The sequence below is a fragment of the Pseudomonas sp. LTGT-11-2Z genome (assembly GCF_003691445.1).
Taxonomy (GTDB): Bacteria; Pseudomonadota; Gammaproteobacteria; order Pseudomonadales; family Pseudomonadaceae; genus Aquipseudomonas; species Aquipseudomonas monteilii.
On the sequence record NZ_CP033104.1, the window covers coordinates 1,219,196 to 1,238,862 of the forward strand.

Here is a 19,667-nt window from a genome sequence, read left to right on the forward strand (position 1 = left end):
GAGCGTGTCTTTGATCGCTTCCGACCAATTCCGCATCGTTGTCGGCCTCGGCAAGAGCGGCATGTCCCTGGTTCGCTTCCTGGCGAACCGGGGCATTGCCTTTGCGGTCGCCGACACCCGCGAGCAACCGCCGGAACTGGACACCCTGCGCCGTGATTACCCGCAGGTGGAAGTGCGCTGTGGTGAGCTGGACGTGGACTTCCTGTGCCGCGCCAACGAACTGTACGTAAGCCCTGGCCTGGCCCTGGCCACGCCAGCCCTGCAGCAGGCTGCTGCGCGTGGTGTGAAACTGTCCGGTGACATCGAACTGTTCGCCCGCAACGCCAAAGCGCCGATCATTGCCATCAGTGGCTCCAACGCCAAGAGCACTGTCACTACCCTGGTCGGCGAAATGGCCGCCAAGGCGGGCAAGCGTGTAGCGGTGGGTGGCAACCTCGGTACCCCGGCGCTGGACCTGCTGGCCGATGACGTCGAGCTGTACGTGCTGGAACTGTCCAGCTTCCAGTTGGAAACCACCGACCAGCTCAACGCCGAAGTGGCCACCGTGCTGAACATCAGCGAAGACCATATGGACCGCTACAGCGGCCTGCCGGCCTACCACCTGGCCAAGCACCGGATTTTCCGCGGCGCGAAGCAGGTTGTGGTCAACCGCCAGGACGCCCTGAGCCGGCCGCTGCCGGTGGAAGGCCGCCCGTGCTGGACCTTCGGTCTCAACCCGCCGGACTTCAAGGCCTTCGGCCTGCGCGAAGTGGATGGCGAGAAATACCTGGCATTCGAGTTCCAGGCGCTGATGCCAGCGCGTGAACTGAAGATTCGTGGTGCGCACAACCAAAGCAATGCCTTGGCGGCGTTGGCCTTGGGGCATGCTGCAGGCCTGCCCTTCGAACCCATGCTAGAAGCGCTGCGCGAGTTCGGTGGCCTGGCCCATCGCTGCCAGTGGGTGCGTGAGCGCAATGGCGTGAACTGGTACGACGATTCCAAGGCCACCAACGTCGGTGCAGCCTTGGCCGCCATCGAAGGCCTGGGTGCCGATATCGAAGGCAAACTGGTCCTGATCGCCGGTGGCGACGGCAAAGGTGCCGAGTTCACGGCCTTGCGTGAGCCGGTCAAGCGCTTCTGCCGGGCCGTGGTACTGCTTGGCCGTGATGCCGAGCGCCTGGCCGAGGCCCTGGGTGATGACGTGCCACTGGTACGGGTCAAGACCCTCGATGACGCCGTGCAACAGTGTGCCGAACTGGCTCAGGCCGGCGATGCCGTGCTGCTGTCGCCCGCATGTGCCAGCCTCGACATGTTCAAGAACTTCGAAGAACGCGGGCGCCTGTTCGCCCAGGCAGCGGGAGGCCTTGCATGATCTTCGGCATCTTCAAGCCCTACCCGTCACCGCTGATCAGCGGCCGCGGCATCGACCTGGACTTCCCGATGCTGGCCGGTTGCCTGGCCTTGCTGGGCCTGGGCCTGGTGATGATCACCTCGGCGTCGTCGGAAGTGGCTGCGGTGCAGTCGGGCAACCCGCTTTATCACATGTTCCGTCACCTGGTGTACGTGTTCCTGGGCCTGGTGGCCTGTGGCGCGACCATGCTGGTGCCGATCGCCACCTGGCAGCGCATGGGCTTTTTGATGCTGCTGGGCGCCTTCGGCCTGCTGGTGCTGGTGCTGGTGCCGGGTATCGGCCGTGAGGTGAACGGTTCGATGCGCTGGATCGGTTTCAGCTTTTTCAACGTGCAGCCTTCGGAAATCGCCAAGGTGTTCGTGGTCGTCTACCTGGCCGGTTACCTGGTACGTCGGCAAACCGAGGTACGCGAGACCTGGATGGGCTTCTTCAAACCGTTCATCGTGCTGCTGCCCATGGCTGCCTTGCTGCTGATGGAGCCGGACTTCGGCGCCACCGTGGTAATGATGGGCGCCGCAGCGGCCATGCTGTTCCTGGGCGGGGTGGGGCTGTTCCGTTTCAGTCTGATGGTGGTGTTGGCGGTGCTGGCGGTGTTCGTACTGGTACAGGCACAGCCGTACCGGATGGCGCGGCTTATCACCTTTACCGACCCGTGGTCCGACCAGTTCGGCTCGGGCTACCAGTTGACCCAGGCGCTGATTGCCTTCGGCCGTGGCGAGTGGCTGGGCGTTGGCCTGGGCAACAGCGTGCAGAAGCAGTTTTACCTGCCCGAAGCGCACACCGACTTCGTGTTCTCGGTATTGGCCGAGGAACTGGGCGTTGTCGGTTCGCTGGTCACTATCGCACTGTTCGTGTTCGTGACCGTGCGAGCCCTGTACATCGGCCTGTGGGCCGAAAAAGCCAAGCAGTTCTTTGCTGCGTATGTGGCCTTTGGCCTGGCGTTCCTGTGGATTGGCCAGTTCCTGATCAACATCGGCGTTAACGTCGGCCTGCTGCCGACCAAAGGCCTGACCCTGCCGTTCCTCAGTTACGGGGGCAGCTCGCTGGTGATCTGCTGCGCCTGCGTGGGCTTGTTGCTGCGCATCGAGTGGGAAAGCCGTACGCACCTGGGCAGCGAGGAACACGAATTCAGCGAAAGCGATTTTGCCGAGGAGACCAGTCATGGCCGCTGACGGCAAGAACGTACTGATCATGGCTGGCGGCACCGGGGGCCACGTGTTCCCGGCCCTGGCCTGTGCGCGGGAGTTCCAGGCGCGCGGTTACAGCGTGCACTGGCTGGGCACCCCGCGTGGCATTGAAAACGAGCTGGTGCCACAGGCTGGCTTGCCACTGCACCTGATTCAGGTCAGCGGCCTGCGCGGCAAAAGCAAACTGTCGCTGCTCAAGGCGCCGTTCACCCTGGTCAAGGCCGTGCTGCAGGCTCGGCGCATCATTCGCCAGATCAAGCCGGTATGCGTACTGGGCTTTGGTGGCTACGTGACCGGCCCCGGCGGTGTGGCCGCGCGGTTGTGTGGCGTGCCGCTGGTGATCCACGAACAGAACGCGCGTGCAGGTACCGCCAATCGGCTGCTGGTGCCGCTCTCGGCGCGGGTCTGCGAAGCTTTCCCGAATACCTTCGAGGCCAGCGACAAGCGTCGTACCACCGGCAACCCGGTGCGCCCGGAGTTGTTCATGGATGCGCAACGCGCCCCCTTGGCCGAGCGCCGTGCACGCCTGTTGGTGCTCGGTGGCAGCCTGGGTGCGGAACCATTGAACAAATTGTTGCCTAAGGCCCTGTCCGAAGTGCCCGCCACCCTGCGGCCAGAGGTGTTCCACCAGGCCGGCAAGCAACACGCGCCGATTACCGCCGAGCGTTATCACGAGGCGGGCGTCGAGGCTCAGGTAGAGCCCTTTATCAAGGACATGGCCCAAGCCTATGGCTGGGCCGACATGGTGGTGTGCCGGGCCGGTGCCCTGACCGTCAGCGAGCTGGCGGCAGCAGGCCTGCCCTCGATGCTGGTGCCTTTGCCCCACGCCATCGACGATCACCAGACCCACAACGCCCAATATCTGGCCCGAGAAGGCGCTGCCTTCCTGATGCCACAAGCGACAACTGGCGCAGCGCAGCTCGCTGAACGCCTGAACGAGGTGCTGATGCAACCCGAAAAACTCAACGTCATGGCAGGCACCGCACGGCGCCTGGCCAAACCTGCTGCAACCAGCACCGTGGTCGATATCTGCCTGGAGGTGGCCCATGGTTGAGAGCCAGAAAGCCATGCCCCAGCCGAAGATGGGCCGTATCCGCCGTATCCACTTCGTCGGTATCGGCGGCGTGGGCATGTGCGGTATTGCCGAAGTGTTGCTGAACCTGGGCTATGAAGTGTCCGGTTCCGACCTGAAAGCCTCGCCGGTGACTGAGCGCCTGGAATCGTTCGGTGCCGAGATCTTCGTCGGCCACCGCGCCGAAAACGCTGCCACCGCCGATGTGCTGGTGGTGTCCAGCGCCATCAACCCGGCCAACCCGGAAGTGGCCACTGCCCTGGAGCGCCGCATTCCGGTAGTGCCGCGCGCCGAGATGCTCGCCGAGCTGATGCGCTATCGCCATGGCGTGGCCGTGGCCGGTACCCATGGCAAGACCACCACCACCAGCCTGCTGGCCTCGGTTTTCGCGGCCGGCGGCCTGGACCCGACCTTCGTCATCGGTGGCCGCCTGACCGCTGCCGGTACCAATGCCCAGTTGGGCACCAGCCGCTACCTGATCGCCGAAGCGGATGAAAGCGATGCCAGCTTCTTGCACCTGCAGCCCATGGTGGCCGTGGTCACCAACATCGACGCCGACCACATGGCGACCTATGAGGGTGACTTCAACAAGCTGAAGAAAACCTTCGTCGAGTTCCTGCACAACCTGCCGTTCTACGGCTTGGCCGTGATGTGCCTGGACGACCCGGTGGTGCGCGAGATCCTGCCGCAGGTGAAGCGCCCGACCGTGACCTATGGCTTCAGCGAAGAGGCCGACATCCGCGCCATCAACGTGCGCCAGCAGGGCATGCAAACGCACTTCACCGTGCTGCGTCGCGACCGCGAGCCACTTGAGGTGTCGGTGAACATGCCCGGCAACCACAACGTGCTCAATGCCCTGGCCACCATTGCCATCGCCACTGACGAAGGCATCACCGACGAGGCCATCATCCAGGGGCTGTCCGGCTTCCAGGGTGTCGGCCGACGCTTCCAGGTGTATGGCGAACTGCCGGTCGAAGGCGGCAGCGTGATGCTGGTCGACGACTACGGCCACCACCCGACCGAAGTGGCGGCGGTGATCAAGGCCGTGCGGGGGGGCTGGCCAAGCCGCCGCCTGGTGATCGTCTACCAGCCGCACCGCTACAGCCGCACCCGCGACCTGTACGACGATTTCGTCCAGGTGCTGGGCGATGCCAACGTGCTACTGCTGATGGAGGTCTACCCGGCCGGCGAAGAGCCGATCCCTGGTGCCGACAGCCGCCAGCTGTGCCACAGCATCCGCCAGCGCGGCAAGCTGGACCCGATCTACATCGAACGTGGCGCCGAGCTGGCACCGTTGGTGAAACCACTGCTGCGTGCTGGTGACATCCTGATCTGCCAGGGTGCCGGTGATGTCGGCGGCCTGGCCCCGCAATTGATGAAAAGCCCGCTGTTCGCTGGCGCCAAGCAGGAGAAGTCGAAATGACCAGCGCCTACGAAAAGCTGCACTCGACCCTGGACGTCAAGGCGTTCGGCCGTGTCGCCGTGCTGTACGGTGGCAAGAGCGCCGAGCGTGAAGTCTCGCTGAAGTCCGGCGCTGCGGTGATCGATGCCCTGACCACTGCCGGTGTCGACGTGGTCGCCATCGATGTGGGTGACGACCTGCTCGACCGCCTGCAAAGCGAGAAGATCGACCGCGCCTTCATCATCCTCCACGGCCGTGGCGGTGAAGACGGCAGCATGCAAGGGCTGCTGGAATGCCTGGGTATTCCCTACACCGGCAGCGGTATCCTTGCTTCTGCGTTGGCCATGGACAAACTGCGCACCAAGCAGGTGTGGCAGAGCCTGGGTATTCCCACCCCGCGCCACGCCGTGTTGGCGAGTGAAAGCGATTGTTTGCAGGCCAGTACGGAACTGGGCTTCCCGCTTATCGTCAAACCCGCCCATGAAGGCTCTAGCATCGGCATGGCCAAGGTGAACAGCGCCCAGGAACTGGTCGCTGCCTGGCAGGACGCCGCCAAATACGATTCCCAGGTATTGGTGGAGCAGTGGATCCACGGCCCGGAGTTCACCATCGCAGTCTTGCGCGGTCAGGTGCTGCCGCCGATCGCCCTGGGTACGCCGCATGTGTTCTACGACTACGAAGCCAAGTACATCGCCAACGATACCCAGTACCGCATCCCGTGCGGCCTGGACAGTGTCAAGGAACAGGAACTGATCGACCTGACCGCACGCGCCTGCGATGCCATCGGCATCGAAGGCTGGGGGCGTCTGGACGTGATGCAGGACGAGCAGGGCCGGTTCTGGCTGCTCGAAGTCAACACCGCACCCGGCATGACTGATCATAGCCTGGTGCCCATGGCGGCCCGCGCGGCTGGCCTGGACTTCCAGCAACTGGTGCTGGCAATCCTGGCTGAAAGCGTGGCGACGCGAGGTTAATAACCATGCAAGGCGCGATGATACGTCAGCAGCAACCCGTTACCGGCCGTAGTAAGCCGGTGCCGCGTGGTGCCAGCCGGCTGGTGGCCGACGAGCCCGTATCGGCGCGCCTGCCGCGTCCAAGCCTGGGCGGCCTCAAACGCCTGCTGTGGCCGGTGCTGCTGGTGGCGGCCGGCTTTGGGGCTTATGAGGGTGCCATTCGCCTGATGCCCTATGCCGACCGGCCGATCACCAAGATCGATGTGCAGGGTGACCTCAGCTACATCAGCCAGCAATCGGTGCAGCAGCGTATCGCGCCCTACGTGGCGGCGAGTTTCTTCAGCGTCGACCTGCCGGCGATGCGTGCGGAACTCGAACAGATGCCATGGATCGCCCACGCCGAAGTGCGCCGGGTGTGGCCCGACGAGGTGGTGATCCGCCTGGAAGAGCAGCTGCCGGTGGCACGCTGGGGGGACGAAGCCTTGCTCAACAACCAGGGCCAGGCCTTTACCCCGCGTGAACTGGCCAACTACGAGCACCTGCCGCAACTGGCCGGGCCGCAACGTGCTCAGCAACAAGTCATGCAGCAGTATCAGGTATTGAGCCAGATGCTGCGCCCCCTGGGCTTTTCCATCGCTCGCCTGGAGCTGCGCGAGCGAGGCAGCTGGTTCCTGACCACTGGCGCGAGCAGCGCGGGGCCAGGCATCGAGCTGCTGCTGGGGCGCGACCATTTGGTGGAGAAGATGCGCCGTTTCATTGCCATTTACGACAAGACACTCAAAGACCAGATCACCACTATCGCCCGCATTGATCTGCGTTACTCCAACGGACTTGCCGTTGGCTGGCGGGAACCGATTGCACCGACGACGGCCCAACCCGCCGTTGCGAAGAATTAGAGAGAGGCAGGACCATGGCAAACGCGCATAGCGGCAAAATGATCGTCGGGCTGGACATTGGCACCTCCAAGGTGGTGGCGCTGGTGGGCGAAGTGGGCGAAGACGGCACCCTGGAAATCGTCGGGATCGGTACCCATCCGTCCCGTGGCCTGAAGAAAGGCGTGGTGGTGAATATCGAGTCCACCGTGCAGTCGATCCAGCGCGCGGTGGAAGAAGCGCAGCTGATGGCCGGCTGCCGTATCCACTCGGCCTTCGTTGGCGTGGCCGGCAACCACATCCGCAGCCTGAACTCCCACGGCATCGTCGCCATCCGCGACCGCGAGGTCAGTCTGGCCGACCTGGAGCGTGTACTCGACGCCGCCCAGGCCGTGGCCATTCCGGCCGACCAGCGTGTGCTGCACACCCTGCCGCAGGACTACGTGATCGATAACCAGGAAGGCGTGCGCGAGCCACTGGGTATGTCGGGCGTGCGTCTGGAAGCCAAGGTTCACGTGGTCACCTGCGCAGTGAATGCGGCGCAGAACATCGAGAAGTGCGTACGCCGCTGTGGTCTGGAAATCGACGACATCATCCTCGAGCAGCTGGCCTCGGCGTACTCGGTGCTGACCGACGATGAAAAAGAGCTGGGCGTGTGCCTGGTGGACATCGGTGGTGGCACCACCGACATCGCCATCTTCACCGAAGGCGCCATCCGTCACACCGCAGTCATCCCGATTGCCGGTGACCAGGTGACCAACGACATCGCCATGGCCCTGCGTACCCCGACCCAGTACGCCGAAGAAATCAAGATCCGCTACGCCTGCGCCCTGGCCAAACTGGCCGGTGCCGGCGAGACCATCAAGGTGCCGAGCGTGGGCGACCGCCCACCGCGCGAGCTGTCGCGCCAGGCCCTGGCCGAGGTGGTGGAGCCACGTTACGACGAGCTCTTCACCCTGATTCAGGCCGAGCTGCGCCGCAGCGGCTACGAGGACCTGGTGCCGGCCGGCATCGTCCTCACCGGCGGCACCGCGAAGATGGAAGGTGCCGTGGAACTGGCCGAGGAAATCTTCCACATGCCGGTACGCCTGGGCGTACCGCACAGCGTTCGGGGGCTGAGCGACGTGGTGCGCAACCCGATCTATTCCACCGGCGTGGGCCTGCTCACCTACGGTCTGCTGAAGCAGTCCGAGGACATGGTCCTGACCGGTAACAGCAACAGCAGCAACAACAGCTATGGCGATGAACCGAAGGCCCCAGTACTTGAGCGCTTCAAGAAGTGGGTCCAGGGCAACTTCTAAGTTTCAAAGCAGTAGTGGTAGGCGCAACAACTAGAGAACTGTAAGGAGAGGGAAAATGTTCGAGCTCGTAGACAACGTCCCGCAAAGCCCGGTCATCAAGGTGATCGGCGTTGGTGGTGGTGGCGGCAACGCCGTCAACCACATGGTCAAGAGCAGCATCGAAGGCGTGGAATTCATTTGCGCCAACACCGATGCTCAAGCGCTGAAAAACATCGGTGCGCGTACCATCCTGCAATTGGGCACTGGCGTGACCAAGGGCCTGGGTGCCGGTGCCAATCCGGAAGTCGGCCGTCAGGCCGCGCTGGAAGACCGTGAGCGCATCGCTGAAGTGCTGCAGGGCACCAACATGGTGTTCATCACCACTGGCATGGGTGGCGGTACCGGTACCGGTGCAGCGCCGATCATTGCCGAAGTGGCCAAGGAAATGGGCATCCTCACGGTAGCCGTGGTGACCCGTCCGTTCCCGTTCGAGGGCCGCAAACGTATGCAGATCGCCGATGAAGGCATCCGCATGCTGGCCGAAAGCGTCGACTCGTTGATCACCATCCCCAACGAGAAGCTGCTGACCATCCTGGGCAAGGATGCCAGCCTGCTGTCGGCCTTCGCCAAGGCTGACGATGTTCTGGCCGGTGCCGTGCGCGGTATCTCCGATATCATCAAGCGTCCGGGCATGATCAACGTCGACTTCGCTGACGTGCGCACCGTGATGGGCGAAATGGGCATGGCCATGATGGGTACTGGCTGCGCCAGCGGCCCGAACCGTGCGCGTGAAGCCACCGAGGCTGCCATCCGCAACCCGCTGCTGGAAGACGTCAACCTGCAGGGCGCCCGCGGCATCCTGGTGAACATCACCGCAGGCCCGGATCTGTCGCTGGGTGAGTACTCCGACGTGGGTAGCATCATCGAAGCCTTCGCCTCTGACCACGCCATGGTCAAGGTTGGCACCGTGATCGACCCGGACATGCGCGACGAACTGCACGTGACCGTTGTGGCCACTGGCCTGGGCGCGCGCATCGAGAAGCCGGTCAAAGTGGTGGACAACACCCTGCAGACCGCTCAGCAGGCGTACGAAGCATCCAACCCTGCACCGGTTCGTCAGGAGCAGCCAGCGGTCAACTACCGTGACCTGGAGCGCCCGACCGTGATGCGCAACCAGGCCCATGCAGGTGCTGCCGCAGCCGCTAAACTGAACCCTCAGGACGACCTGGACTACCTCGATATCCCGGCTTTCCTGCGTCGTCAGGCTGATTAATGGAATTTATCAGGGGTATAAAGGTGATTGGTATTCATCAAAGGTTGGGTCTGTTATCATCCCCAGCCTTTGTTGATACCTGTTCGCAATTTGCGCTGAAGCGGCCAATGCCATGATTAAACAACGCACCCTGAAGAATACCATCCGTGCCACAGGTGTCGGTCTGCACTCCGGGGAGAAGGTTTACCTGACCCTCAAGCCTGCACCTGTTGACACCGGCATCGTCTTCCGCCGCGCCGACCTCGACCCTGTGGTCGAAATCCCTGCGCGTGCGGCCAACGTCGGCGAGACAACCATGTCGACGACGCTGGTCAACGGTGACGTCAAGGTCGATACGGTCGAGCACCTGCTCTCCGCCATGGCGGGCCTGGGCATCGATAACGCCTACGTCGAGCTCTCCGCCTCGGAAGTGCCGATCATGGATGGCAGCGCCGGTCCTTTTGTATTCCTGATTCAGTCTGCCGGCCTGGAAGAACAGGACGCAGCCAAGAAGTTCATCCGTATCCTGCGTGAGGTAACCGTGGAAGAGGGCGACAAGCGCGCCACGTTCCTGCCTTTCGAAGGGTTCAAAGTGAGCTTCGAGATCGACTTCGATCACCCGGTCCTCAAGGGCCAGACCCAGAGTGCAGTCGTCGACTTTTCCAGCACCTCGTTCGTGAAGGAAGTCAGCCGCGCCCGCACTTTCGGTTTCATGCGTGACATCGAGTACCTGCGCAAGCACAACCTTGCGCTGGGCGGCAGTGTCGAGAACGCCATCGTCGTCGACGAAACGGGTGTGCTTAACGAAGACGGCCTTCGTTCCGATGACGAATTCGTCAAGCACAAGATCCTCGACGCCATTGGCGACCTCTATCTGCTGGGCAACAGCCTGATCGGCGAGTTCAAGGGCTACAAGTCCGGCCACGCGCTGAACAACCAGCTGCTGCGCAAACTGATTGCCGAAACCGATGCCTGGGAAGTGGTTACGTTCGAAGATGCCAGCACGGCACCGATCTCGTACATGCGCCCTGTTGCGGCCGTGTAAGTTCGAACACTCTCTCTAGTGTTGTAATCAAGGCCACCTTCGGGTGGCCTTTTTTATGCCTTGCCGTTGGCGTGGGCGGCCAACCGTTCCAGTGCTGCACGTAGCTTGGGGTCGGTGATGCCCTCGGCTGTGTCGCGCAGGCTCTCGGCGGCGCTGTTCGAGAGTTCGGCAGCATGCCCGCCGCGCTTGGCCGGCACCAGCGGCGGCTGCACCTTGTACAGGATGCGCCGCAGGTTGCCGAAGGCTTCCATGGCCTGCAATGCCGCCAGCAGGCGCTTCTGCTGGTAGCGCAGGCGGGTTGCCCAATGGCCGTCGGTAACCACCAACAGCAAGGTGCCATCGCGCCAGGACGCGACATGGCAGTGTTCTCGGGCGGCCGGTTGCAGCTGGCTTTCCAGCAGGCGCTGCAGGTGCTCCAGGCGCTCGGCCTGGTTCAGCAGCAGGCGCAGCGGGCGCACCTGGCGGAGCAGGGCGGAAGGTGGCTGGGCGGGGGAGGGTTTGTAGGCCATGGGGTATGCATGAGGTTACGTGGTCAGCAGTTTAACACCTCTAAAGCCTTAACCGGCCTCTTCTCGGGCAGCAGAAGATAAGACTAATTCTCGATACCTTTCATGTTGCCAAGCCTTGAACTCAGGGAAAATGCCCCTATCTAAGACAAGCCCCTGCCAAAACGCTGTAATAGCATCGTGGAAATCCACCACTTTCCTCACCATCGTTTCCGGGTAGAATGCTCGTTCGCATGCGGCCTCAGGGCTGCACGGGCGACTCATGGGGCCGCCCTCCATCCCTACGTGTGGAAGATCCTGCCGATATGTTTGCGCCTTTGTTAAAGAAACTTTTTGGAAGCAAGAACGAGCGTGAAGTGAAACGCATGCTCAAGACGGTGAGTATCGTCAATGCCTTCGAAGAGAAGATGGTGGCCCTCTCCGACGAACAGCTGCGGGGCAAGACCGCAGAGTTCAAGGAGCGTTTGGCCAAAGGCGAGACATTGGACCAATTGCTGCCTGAAGCCTTCGCCGTAGCCCGTGAGGCCGGCAAACGCGTGATGGGCATGCGCCACTTCGACGTGCAGCTGATCGGCGGCATGACCCTGCACGAGGGTATGATCGCAGAAATGCGCACCGGTGAAGGCAAGACCTTGGTCGGTACCCTGGCCGTGTACCTCAACGCACTGTCCGGCAAGGGCGTGCACGTGGTCACCGTCAACGACTACTTGGCCCGCCGTGACGCCAACTGGATGCGCCCGCTGTACGAATTCCTCGGCCTGTCGGTCGGAATCGTCTCGGCGTTCCAGCCGCCGGAAGAAAAGCGCGCGGCCTATGCGTCCGACATCACCTACGGCACCAACAACGAATTCGGTTTCGACTACCTGCGCGACAACATGGCGTTCAGCCAGGACGAGAAGTTCCAGCGTGAACTGAACTTCGCCGTGATCGACGAAGTCGACTCCATCCTCATCGACGAAGCGCGCACCCCGTTGATCATCTCCGGCCAGGCCGAAGACAGCTCCAAGCTGTACATCGAGATCAACCGCCTGATCCCGCGCCTGACCCAGCACATCGAGGAAGTGGAAGGCCAGGTTACCCAGGAAGGCCACTTCACCATCGACGAGAAGAGCCGTCAGGTCGAGCTGAACGAAGCCGGTCACCAGTACATCGAGGAAATGCTCACCCAGGCCGGCCTGCTGGCCGAGGGCGAGAGCCTGTACTCCGCGCACAACCTGGGTCTGCTGACCCACGTCTACGCTGGCCTGCGCGCGCACAAGCTGTTCCACCGCAACGTCGAGTACATCGTCCAGGACGGCCAGGTACTGCTGATCGACGAACACACCGGTCGTACCATGCCGGGTCGTCGCCTGTCCGAAGGCCTGCACCAGGCCATCGAAGCCAAAGAGAACCTGAATATCCAGGCCGAGAGCCAGACCCTGGCTTCGACCACGTTCCAGAACTACTTCCGCCTGTACACCAAGCTGTCCGGCATGACCGGTACCGCTGACACCGAAGCGTTCGAGTTCCAGTCGATCTACGCCCTCAACGTGATGGTCATTCCGCCGAACAAACCACTGGCGCGTAAGGACTTCAACGACCTGGTGTACCTGACCGCCGACGAGAAATACGCTGCGATCATCGCTGACATCAAGGAAAGCATGAAGCAGGGCCGGCCGATCCTGGTGGGTACCGCGACCATCGAAACCTCCGAGCACATGTCGAACCTGCTCAAGAAAGAAGGCATCGACCACAAGGTACTGAACGCCAAGTACCACGAGAAGGAAGCCGAGATCATCGCGCAAGCCGGTGCCCCGGGTGCGCTGACCATCGCCACCAACATGGCCGGCCGTGGTACCGACATCCTGTTGGGTGGTAACTGGGAAGCCGAAGTGGCCGCCCTGGAAAACCCGACCGCTGAGCAGATCGCGCAGATCAAGGCCGACTGGCAGAAGCGTCACCAGCAGGTGATCGAAGCCGGTGGCTTGCATGTGATCGCCTCCGAACGCCACGAATCGCGCCGTATCGACAACCAGCTGCGGGGCCGTTCCGGCCGTCAGGGCGACCCGGGTTCCAGCCGCTTCTACCTGTCGCTGGAAGACAGCCTGATGCGTATCTTCGCCTCTGACCGGGTGAAGAACTTCATGAAGGCACTGGGCATGCAGTCGGGCGAGGCCATCGAGCACCGCATGGTTACCAATGCCATCGAGAAGGCCCAGCGCAAGGTCGAAGGCCGCAACTTCGACATCCGTAAGCAATTGCTCGAATACGATGACGTGGCCAACGAGCAGCGCAAGGTGATCTACCACATGCGCAACAGCCTGCTGGCCGCCGAAAACATCGGCGACACCATCGTCGAATTCCGCAAGGAAGTGCTGGACGCTACCATCAGCCAGCACATCCCGCCGCAGTCGCTGCCCGAGCAGTGGGACGTGGCCGGCCTGGAAGCGTCGCTGGCCAGCGATTTCGCCATGAAGTTGCCGATCCAGCAGTGGCTCGACGAGGACGATCACCTCTACGAAGAGACCCTGCGCGAGAAGCTGCTTAACGAAATCACCACGGCCTACACCGAGAAGGAAGACCAGGCCGGTATCGACGCCCTGCGTACCTTCGAGAAGCAGATCCTGCTGCGCGTGCTGGACGACCTGTGGAAAGACCACCTGTCGACCATGGACCACCTGCGTCACGGTATTCACCTGCGTGGCTATGCGCAGAAGAACCCGAAGCAGGAATACAAGCGCGAGTCGTTCACCCTGTTCCAGGAGCTGCTCGAGTCGATCAAGCGCGACACCATCCGCGTGCTGTCGCACGTTCAGGTTCGCCGCGAAGACCCGGCCGAGGAAGAAGCCCGTCTGCGCCGCGAGGCCGAGGAACTGGCCAGCCGCATGCAGTTCCAGCATGCCGCTGCGCCGGGCCTGGAAAGCGAACAACTGAGCGAAGAAGGTGCCGAAGTGGCGGTAGCCTCGGCGCCGGTGCGCAACGACCAAAAGCTGGGCCGCAACGAGCCGTGCTGGTGTGGTTCGGGCAAGAAGTTCAAGCATTGCCATGGCCAGATCGAGTGATCTGACCTGATTGCTGTATCGTGACAACCCTGGGGGCCGCATTGCGGCCCCCTTTTTCCATATTCACCGTTTTCTAGGAGCGCTCTAATGGCTGTTGGTCTTGGTCCTTTGCCCACCCTGCACCCGGTTCCGGGTTTTGAACTCGGCATCGCTTCTGCCGGCATCAAGCGCCCTGGGCGCAAGGACGTGGTAGTGATGCGCTGTGCCGAAGGCTCCAGCGTGGCCGGCGTGTTCACCCTCAACGCCTTCTGCGCAGCGCCGGTGATCCTGTCCAAGCAGCGTGTACAGGGCACCGTGCGTTACCTGCTGACCAATACCGGTAATGCCAACGCCGGTACCGGCGCGCCAGGCCTGGTGGCTGCCGAGCGTACATGCGCCAAGCTGGCCGAATTGGCTGGCGTGCCGGCCGAGTCGGTACTGCCGTTCTCCACCGGCGTGATCGGTGAGCCACTGCCGGTCGAGAAGATCGAAGGTGCACTGCAGGCCGCCCTCGACAACCTGTCGGAAAACCACTGGGCTGAAGCCGCTACCGGCATCATGACCACCGACACCCTGCCCAAGGGCGCCAGCCGCCAGTTCCAGCACGACGGCGTAACCGTAACCGTCACCGGCATCAGCAAAGGCGCAGGCATGATCCGCCCGAACATGGCCACCATGCTCGGCTACATCGCCACCGACGCCAAGGTTGCCCCGGCGGTGCTCAAGGACCTGATGCTGGACGGCGCCAACAAGTCGTTCAACCGCATCACCATCGACGGCGACACCTCGACCAACGATTGCTGCATGCTGATCGCCACCGGCAAGGCCAACCTGCCGGAAGTCACCGAAGCCAGCGGCGCGCTGTTCGAAGCGCTGAAAAAAGCGGTGTTCGAAGTGTGCATGGAAGTGGCCCAGGCCATCGTTCGTGACGGCGAAGGTGCCACCAAGTTCGTGACCGTACAGGTTAACGGCGGTGGCAATCACCAGGAATGCCTGGACGTCGGCTACGCCGTGGCCCACTCGCCGCTGATCAAGACTGCACTGTTCGCCTCCGACCCGAACTGGGGCCGTATCCTCGCGGCTGTTGGCCGTGCGGGCGTGCCGGAGCTGGATGTAAGCCTGATCGACGTGTACCTGGACAGCGTGTGCATCGCCAGCCAAGGCGGCCGCAGCCCAAGCTACACCGAAGCGCAAGGTTCGGCAGTGATGGCCCAGGAAGAGATCACCATTCGTATCGAGCTGGGCCGTGGTGCGTGCAGCGAAACCATCTGGACCACCGACCTGTCCCACGAATACGTGAAGATCAACGCCGAATACCGTACTTGATGCAATTGGGGCCGCGTTGCGGCCCTTTCGCGGCACGAGGCCGCCCCTACAGGGACCGCGCGCGCTTTTGTAGGAGCGGCCTCGTGCCGCGAAAGGGCTGAAAAGCAGCCCCAAAATTCCATAACAATGGAGCCGAACCATGAGCTATCACCTGATCATCGGCGACAAGCTGTATTCCTCCTGGTCGCTGCGTGGCGCCCTGGCCCTCGAGTTGGCTGGCGTGCCCTACGAAGAAACCCTGATCAAACTCAACCAGCCTGACACCCGTCAGCGCATCCTCGCATTCTCCGCCACTGGCAAGGTACCGCTGCTCAAGACCGAGCACGGTGTGATCGCCGACTCCCTGGCGATTGGCGAATACCTCAACGAACAGCACCCTGACGCGCAGCTTTGGCCTGCCGATGTCGCTGCCCGTGCCCAGGCCCGTTCTGCCTGCGCGCAGATGCACAGCGGCTTCTTTGCCCTGCGCGGCGCCATGCCGTTCGACTTGTCGTGTGACAGTGCCTTGGACGAAGTGCCACTGGACGTGCAAGTCGACATCGACCGTATCGTCGCGCTGTGGTCCGAATGCCGCGTGGTGGCCAAGGACAACGGCCCGTTCCTGTTCGGCAAGCCGAGCCTGGCCGATGCCTTCTTCGCCCCGGTGGCCGTGCGTCTGCGCACCTACCGCGTGGCAGTGCCAGCAGAGGCGGCCGCCTACATCGAGACCATTTATCAGTGGCCAGCCTTCAAGGCTTGGCAGCAGGCTGGCCTGGCGGAGCGTGAAGGGTGAAACGGATTCATGTAGTAGCTGCTGTCATTCGTGGCGATGACGGCCGTATTCTGATCGCACGCCGGGCGGATACCCAGCACCAGGGCGGCCTGTGGGAGTTTCCCGGTGGCAAGGTAGAAGCGGGCGAAAGCGTGGAAGTGGCGCTGGCCCGTGAGCTGCGCGAGGAACTGGGCATCGAGGTCACCCGTTCGCGTGCGCTGATCAAGGTCAGCCATGATTACCCGGACAAACAGGTGCTGCTGGACGTGCGCGAGGTCGACGCGTTCACCGGCGAACCCCATGGCGCCGAGGGGCAGCCGTTGGAATGGGTGGCCCCGCGCGACTTGCCGCAGTACGAATTCCCGGAGGCCAACAAGCCGATCGTTGCCGCTGCGCGCCTGCCGGACCAATACCTGATTACCCCGGATGGCCTGGAAGTGCCGCAGATGCTCAAGGGCATCCAGAAGGCGGTGGCCAGTGGTATTCGGCTGATCCAGCTGCGTGCCCCGGACATGTACGACCCCAAATACCGCGATGTGGCGGTGGATGCGGTCGGGCTGTGTGCGGGCAAGGCACAGCTGATGCTCAAGGGGCCGCTGGAGTGGCTGGGTGACTTCCCCTCGGCGGGTTGGCACCTGACGGCGGCGCAGTTGCGCAAGTACGCGGCCAAGGGCCGGCCGTTCCCCAAGGAGCGTTGGCTGGCAGCGTCGTGCCACAGCGCTGAGGAACTGGCGCTGGCGGAGCAGATGGGCGTGGACTTTGTCACCTTGTCTCCGGTGCAGGCGACCCAGACTCACCCTGAGGCGGTACCGCTGGGGTGGGATGATGCGCAGCGGTTGATTGCCGGGTTCAACAAGCCGGTCTACCTGCTGGGTGGGGTAGGGCCGGGTGAGCGCGAGCAGGCCTGGGATGTCGGGGCACAAGGTGTGGCCGGCATCCGAGCGTTCTGGCCTGAAATCTGAGTCGCCTTTGAGAGGGGCTGCAAAGCAGCCCCGGCAATATCAGCCTTGAGGCTTATCAGCAGGCTGCCACAGCACCTCTGCAATGCCCTGCCGCCGGCCAATGATCCGCGCCGCCACAAACAGCAGATCCGAAAGCCGGTTGATATACGCCAGCCCAACCCCCTCCAACGGCTCAACTGCATTCAACTGCTGACAGCGCCGTTCAGCGCTACGCGCCAAACAGCGGCACACATGCGCCTGTGCCACCAGCGCCGAACCACTGGGCAGTATGAAGTTCTTCAACGGCCCCAGCTCTTCATTCCACACATCGATAGCCGCCTCCAGCCGCTCAACCTCCGCCAGGTTCAGCGCCTGGTAACTCGGCATTGCCAGCTCCCCCCCAAGGTCGAACAAGCGGTGCTGACACGGCGCGAGCACGGTGCTCACCTCATCCAGCCCTTGCTCGGCCAACCCCGCCAGTAGCACGCCCAACTGGCTGTTCAGGCTGTCCACCTCGCCAATCGCCTCGATCCGCGGGTGGTCCTTGGGTACCCGGCGACCGTCGCCCAGGCCGGTTTCGCCCTTGTCGCCGGTGCGGGTGTAGATCTTCGACAGGCGGTAGCCCATGTCACTTCTCCGTATTGGCCGGCGCCGCCGGCTGGCCGAGGGGCAGGCGCAGGGTAAAGCAGGTGCCCTGGCCGGGCGTGGACTGCACTTCCATCTGCCCCTTGTGGTTATTGGTGATGATGAAGTACGAGACCGACAGGCCCAACCCGGTGCCCTGGCCAATTTCCTTGGTGGTGAAAAACGGCTCGAAGGTGCGCTTGCGCACTGCTTCGGGCATACCGACGCCGTTGTCCTCGACTTGAATTTCCGCCCAGGGTGGGTTCAGCCGCGTGCGCAGGGTTATACGCCCGGGTTCACTCGGCTGAGGGCGCAGGTGGATGGCCTGGGCTGCGTTTTTCAGCAGGTTGAGCAGTACCTGCTCCAGTTCGTTGGCCGTGCAGGGCACCGGGCCCAGTGTGGGGTCGAACTGGCGCACGATGGCTTGGCCCTTGAAGTCGAAACCGATGGTGAGGTCGAAGTCGTTGCTGGCAATTTCCACCGCCTGGTCGATCAGGGCCGGCAGCTCGCACGGCACCAGCTGGCGGTTGCTGCGGCGGCTGAAACTGAGCATGTGCGTGACGATCTTGGCAGCCCGCGCGCCGGCCTGCTGAATACCGTCCAGCAATTGCGGCACTTCGCGGCTGGCCAGGTAACGGTTGACCGTTGACAGGTCGATACCCAGCTCTTCGGCCTGTTCCTGGTTGCGCGGCAGCTCTGGTGAAAGGCGCCGGCGGATGTTCTGCACGTTGTGCAGGATGGCACCCAGTGGGTTGTTGATTTCGTGGGCCATGCCGGCAGCCAGGCCACCGACTGAAAGCATTTTCTCCGACTGCACCATCATCTCCTCCAGCGACAGCCGCTGGGTGATGTCGTCGATGCGGATCACCACGCCGCGCCCGCCGCCGCCGGTCAGCGGGTAGAAGGTCAGGGCGTAGTGGCGAAGGTCGTCGCCCTTGGGCCAGGTGACCCGCTCGATCTTTGCCACCCGGTGCTTCTCGACCGTTTCCTTCAGTTGCGGAAGGAATGGCTTGAGCGGCTCGAAAGCGATGAATACCGGTTGGTTCAGCGCTTCGTCCAGTGGTGTGCCGGAGAGTACCGTGGCTTCGTGGTTCCACTGGGTCACGTAAAGCTGTTCGTCAAGGGCGATCAGCGCCGAGGGCATCGAGTCGATGATGCTGTTGAGGTAGTTCTGGAAACCCGTGAGCTTTTTCTCGATCTTGCTGCGTACCTGTACTTCCAGCTCCAGCTTGCGGTTGGTGTGGCGGGTTTCCTCGGCCAGGCCCTGGGCCTGGTCATAGGCATCCTGGAACTCGTCGCGGGCGCGCTTGAGCTGCTGCTCGCGGGCTTCGATGCGTGACAGCATGGTGTTGAAGGCATCAGCCAGGCTGCCGATTTCATCGTCGTTGCCGCGCCGGGCGCGCAGGGCGTAGCTTTCTTCGCGGGTGACCTGGCGGCTGAGCTCTTCAAGCTGGTTGATCGGCTGGGTGATCAGGCGTTTTATCTGCCGGGCGATGACGATCCACAGCAGGATACTGAACACCAGAATGCCCAGGCTGGCGCTGAGGGTGCCGGTGTAGAAGGCGGTGGGCAGCTCGCTGCTGGCCACCAGCAGCAGGTGCGCCGGCGGGTTGGCGTCGCGCGGGATGCGGATCAGCTGGGTGCTGCGAAACTCCATCAGGCGCCAGCCGTCGATGTTGCGAAAGCGCTTGGGCAGGGTTAGCGGATCGCCATGCTGCAATTGCGCCAGCATGCGGCCATCGCCACCGTAGACGGCGGCCGCACGCAATGGCGTGTAGCTGTCCAGCTCCTTGAGCAGGGCGTTGGCGGTTTCTGCGCTGTCACCCGCGCGGGCGGCAAGCTGCGGGTTGGCCACCAGCCGCCCGATAGTCTGCAGCGCCTGCGGGGCCATGCTCTCCTGGGTGATCCAGTAGGCGGCACTGATGAAGGTGAGGTTGGCCACCAGCAGGATGGTCACCAGCAATACCAGCAGGGCCGCCAGCAGCTTCTGCCCGACCGGGAGGTTTTCCAGGCGTTGGCGCAAGGTCATGGGCTAGGCAATGTCCG

General features: G+C 63.0%; 16 protein-coding genes. 13 read left to right on the forward strand and 3 right to left on the reverse strand.

Going from position 1 to position 19,667, the window contains the following annotated elements; all coding sequences use genetic code 11:
* Positions 1–4: 4 nt before the first annotated feature.
* The 9 genes from murD to lpxC all read left to right on the forward strand — a co-directional run bounded on the left by murD (position 5) and on the right by lpxC (position 10,453).
* Complete coding sequence (gene murD / locus D8767_RS05560) at positions 5–1,351, forward strand: UDP-N-acetylmuramoyl-L-alanine--D-glutamate ligase (RefSeq protein WP_029380276.1); 1,347 nt, start codon at positions 5–7, stop codon at positions 1,349–1,351.
* Positions 1,348–2,562: a putative lipid II flippase FtsW gene (gene ftsW / locus D8767_RS05565; protein ID WP_016713562.1), complete on the forward strand. Its 1,215-nt coding sequence runs from the start codon at positions 1,348–1,350 to the stop codon at positions 2,560–2,562. The genes murD and ftsW overlap by 4 nt, the downstream gene beginning before the upstream one ends.
* The gene (gene murG, locus D8767_RS05570) at positions 2,552–3,631 is read left to right on the forward strand and encodes an undecaprenyldiphospho-muramoylpentapeptide beta-N-acetylglucosaminyltransferase (protein ID WP_016713563.1); all 1,080 of its coding nucleotides are present in this window, start codon (positions 2,552–2,554) and stop codon (positions 3,629–3,631) included. The genes ftsW and murG overlap by 11 nt, the downstream gene beginning before the upstream one ends.
* Positions 3,624–5,072, forward strand: a complete 1,449-nt coding sequence (gene murC, locus D8767_RS05575) for a UDP-N-acetylmuramate--L-alanine ligase (protein WP_016713564.1) — start codon at positions 3,624–3,626, stop codon at positions 5,070–5,072. Before murG ends, murC begins: the two co-directional genes overlap by 8 nt.
* Complete coding sequence (locus tag D8767_RS05580) at positions 5,069–6,025, forward strand: D-alanine--D-alanine ligase (protein ID WP_016713565.1); 957 nt, start codon at positions 5,069–5,071, stop codon at positions 6,023–6,025. Before murC ends, D8767_RS05580 begins: the two co-directional genes overlap by 4 nt.
* Positions 6,026–6,030: 5 nt before the next feature.
* A complete protein-coding gene (locus D8767_RS05585; protein ID WP_012274056.1) occupies positions 6,031–6,900 on the forward strand; it encodes a cell division protein FtsQ/DivIB in 870 nt (289 codons plus the stop codon).
* Between the two features lie 14 nt (positions 6,901–6,914).
* A complete protein-coding gene (ftsA, locus tag D8767_RS05590) occupies positions 6,915–8,177 on the forward strand; it encodes a cell division protein FtsA (protein WP_016713566.1) in 1,263 nt (420 codons plus the stop codon).
* A 55-nt stretch (positions 8,178–8,232) separates the two neighbouring features.
* The gene (gene ftsZ / locus D8767_RS05595) at positions 8,233–9,429 is read left to right on the forward strand and encodes a cell division protein FtsZ (protein WP_003251871.1); all 1,197 of its coding nucleotides are present in this window, start codon (positions 8,233–8,235) and stop codon (positions 9,427–9,429) included.
* A 112-nt stretch (positions 9,430–9,541) separates the two neighbouring features.
* A complete protein-coding gene (gene lpxC / locus D8767_RS05600) occupies positions 9,542–10,453 on the forward strand; it encodes a UDP-3-O-acyl-N-acetylglucosamine deacetylase (protein ID WP_016713567.1) in 912 nt (303 codons plus the stop codon).
* A 53-nt stretch (positions 10,454–10,506) separates the two neighbouring features.
* Here the strand turns inward: lpxC and D8767_RS05605 are convergent, their stop codons facing one another.
* Positions 10,507–10,962: a DUF721 domain-containing protein gene (locus D8767_RS05605; RefSeq protein WP_016713568.1), complete on the reverse strand. Its 456-nt coding sequence runs from the start codon at positions 10,960–10,962 to the stop codon at positions 10,507–10,509.
* Positions 10,963–11,264: 302 nt separating this feature from the next.
* On the opposite strand from D8767_RS05605, the gene secA reads away from it, so the two are divergent.
* From secA to D8767_RS05630, 4 genes are all read left to right on the forward strand, one after another.
* Positions 11,265–14,000, forward strand: a complete 2,736-nt coding sequence (gene secA / locus D8767_RS05615) for a preprotein translocase subunit SecA (protein WP_016713569.1) — start codon at positions 11,265–11,267, stop codon at positions 13,998–14,000.
* 87 nt (positions 14,001–14,087) lie between these two features.
* Entirely contained in the window at positions 14,088–15,305 is a 1,218-nt protein-coding gene (gene argJ / locus D8767_RS05620) for a bifunctional glutamate N-acetyltransferase/amino-acid acetyltransferase ArgJ (protein ID WP_016713570.1), read from the forward strand.
* 139 nt (positions 15,306–15,444) lie between these two features.
* Positions 15,445–16,077 (forward strand): glutathione S-transferase family protein, encoded by a 633-nt coding sequence (locus D8767_RS05625; RefSeq protein WP_016713571.1) that lies wholly within the window; start codon positions 15,445–15,447, stop codon positions 16,075–16,077.
* Complete coding sequence (locus D8767_RS05630) at positions 16,074–17,018, forward strand: Nudix family hydrolase (protein ID WP_016713572.1); 945 nt, start codon at positions 16,074–16,076, stop codon at positions 17,016–17,018. Before D8767_RS05625 ends, D8767_RS05630 begins: the two co-directional genes overlap by 4 nt.
* Before the next feature lie 39 nt (positions 17,019–17,057).
* Here D8767_RS05630 and D8767_RS05635 read toward each other — a convergent pair whose 3' ends face one another.
* Both D8767_RS05635 and D8767_RS05640 read right to left on the reverse strand, forming a co-directional pair.
* Positions 17,058–17,624, reverse strand: a complete 567-nt coding sequence (locus D8767_RS05635; RefSeq protein WP_028698607.1) for a cob(I)yrinic acid a,c-diamide adenosyltransferase — start codon at positions 17,622–17,624, stop codon at positions 17,058–17,060.
* Position 17,625: 1 nt separating this feature from the next.
* Positions 17,626–19,650, reverse strand: a complete 2,025-nt coding sequence (locus tag D8767_RS05640) for an ATP-binding protein (RefSeq protein WP_016713575.1) — start codon at positions 19,648–19,650, stop codon at positions 17,626–17,628.
* Between the last annotated feature and the right edge of the window lie 17 nt (positions 19,651–19,667).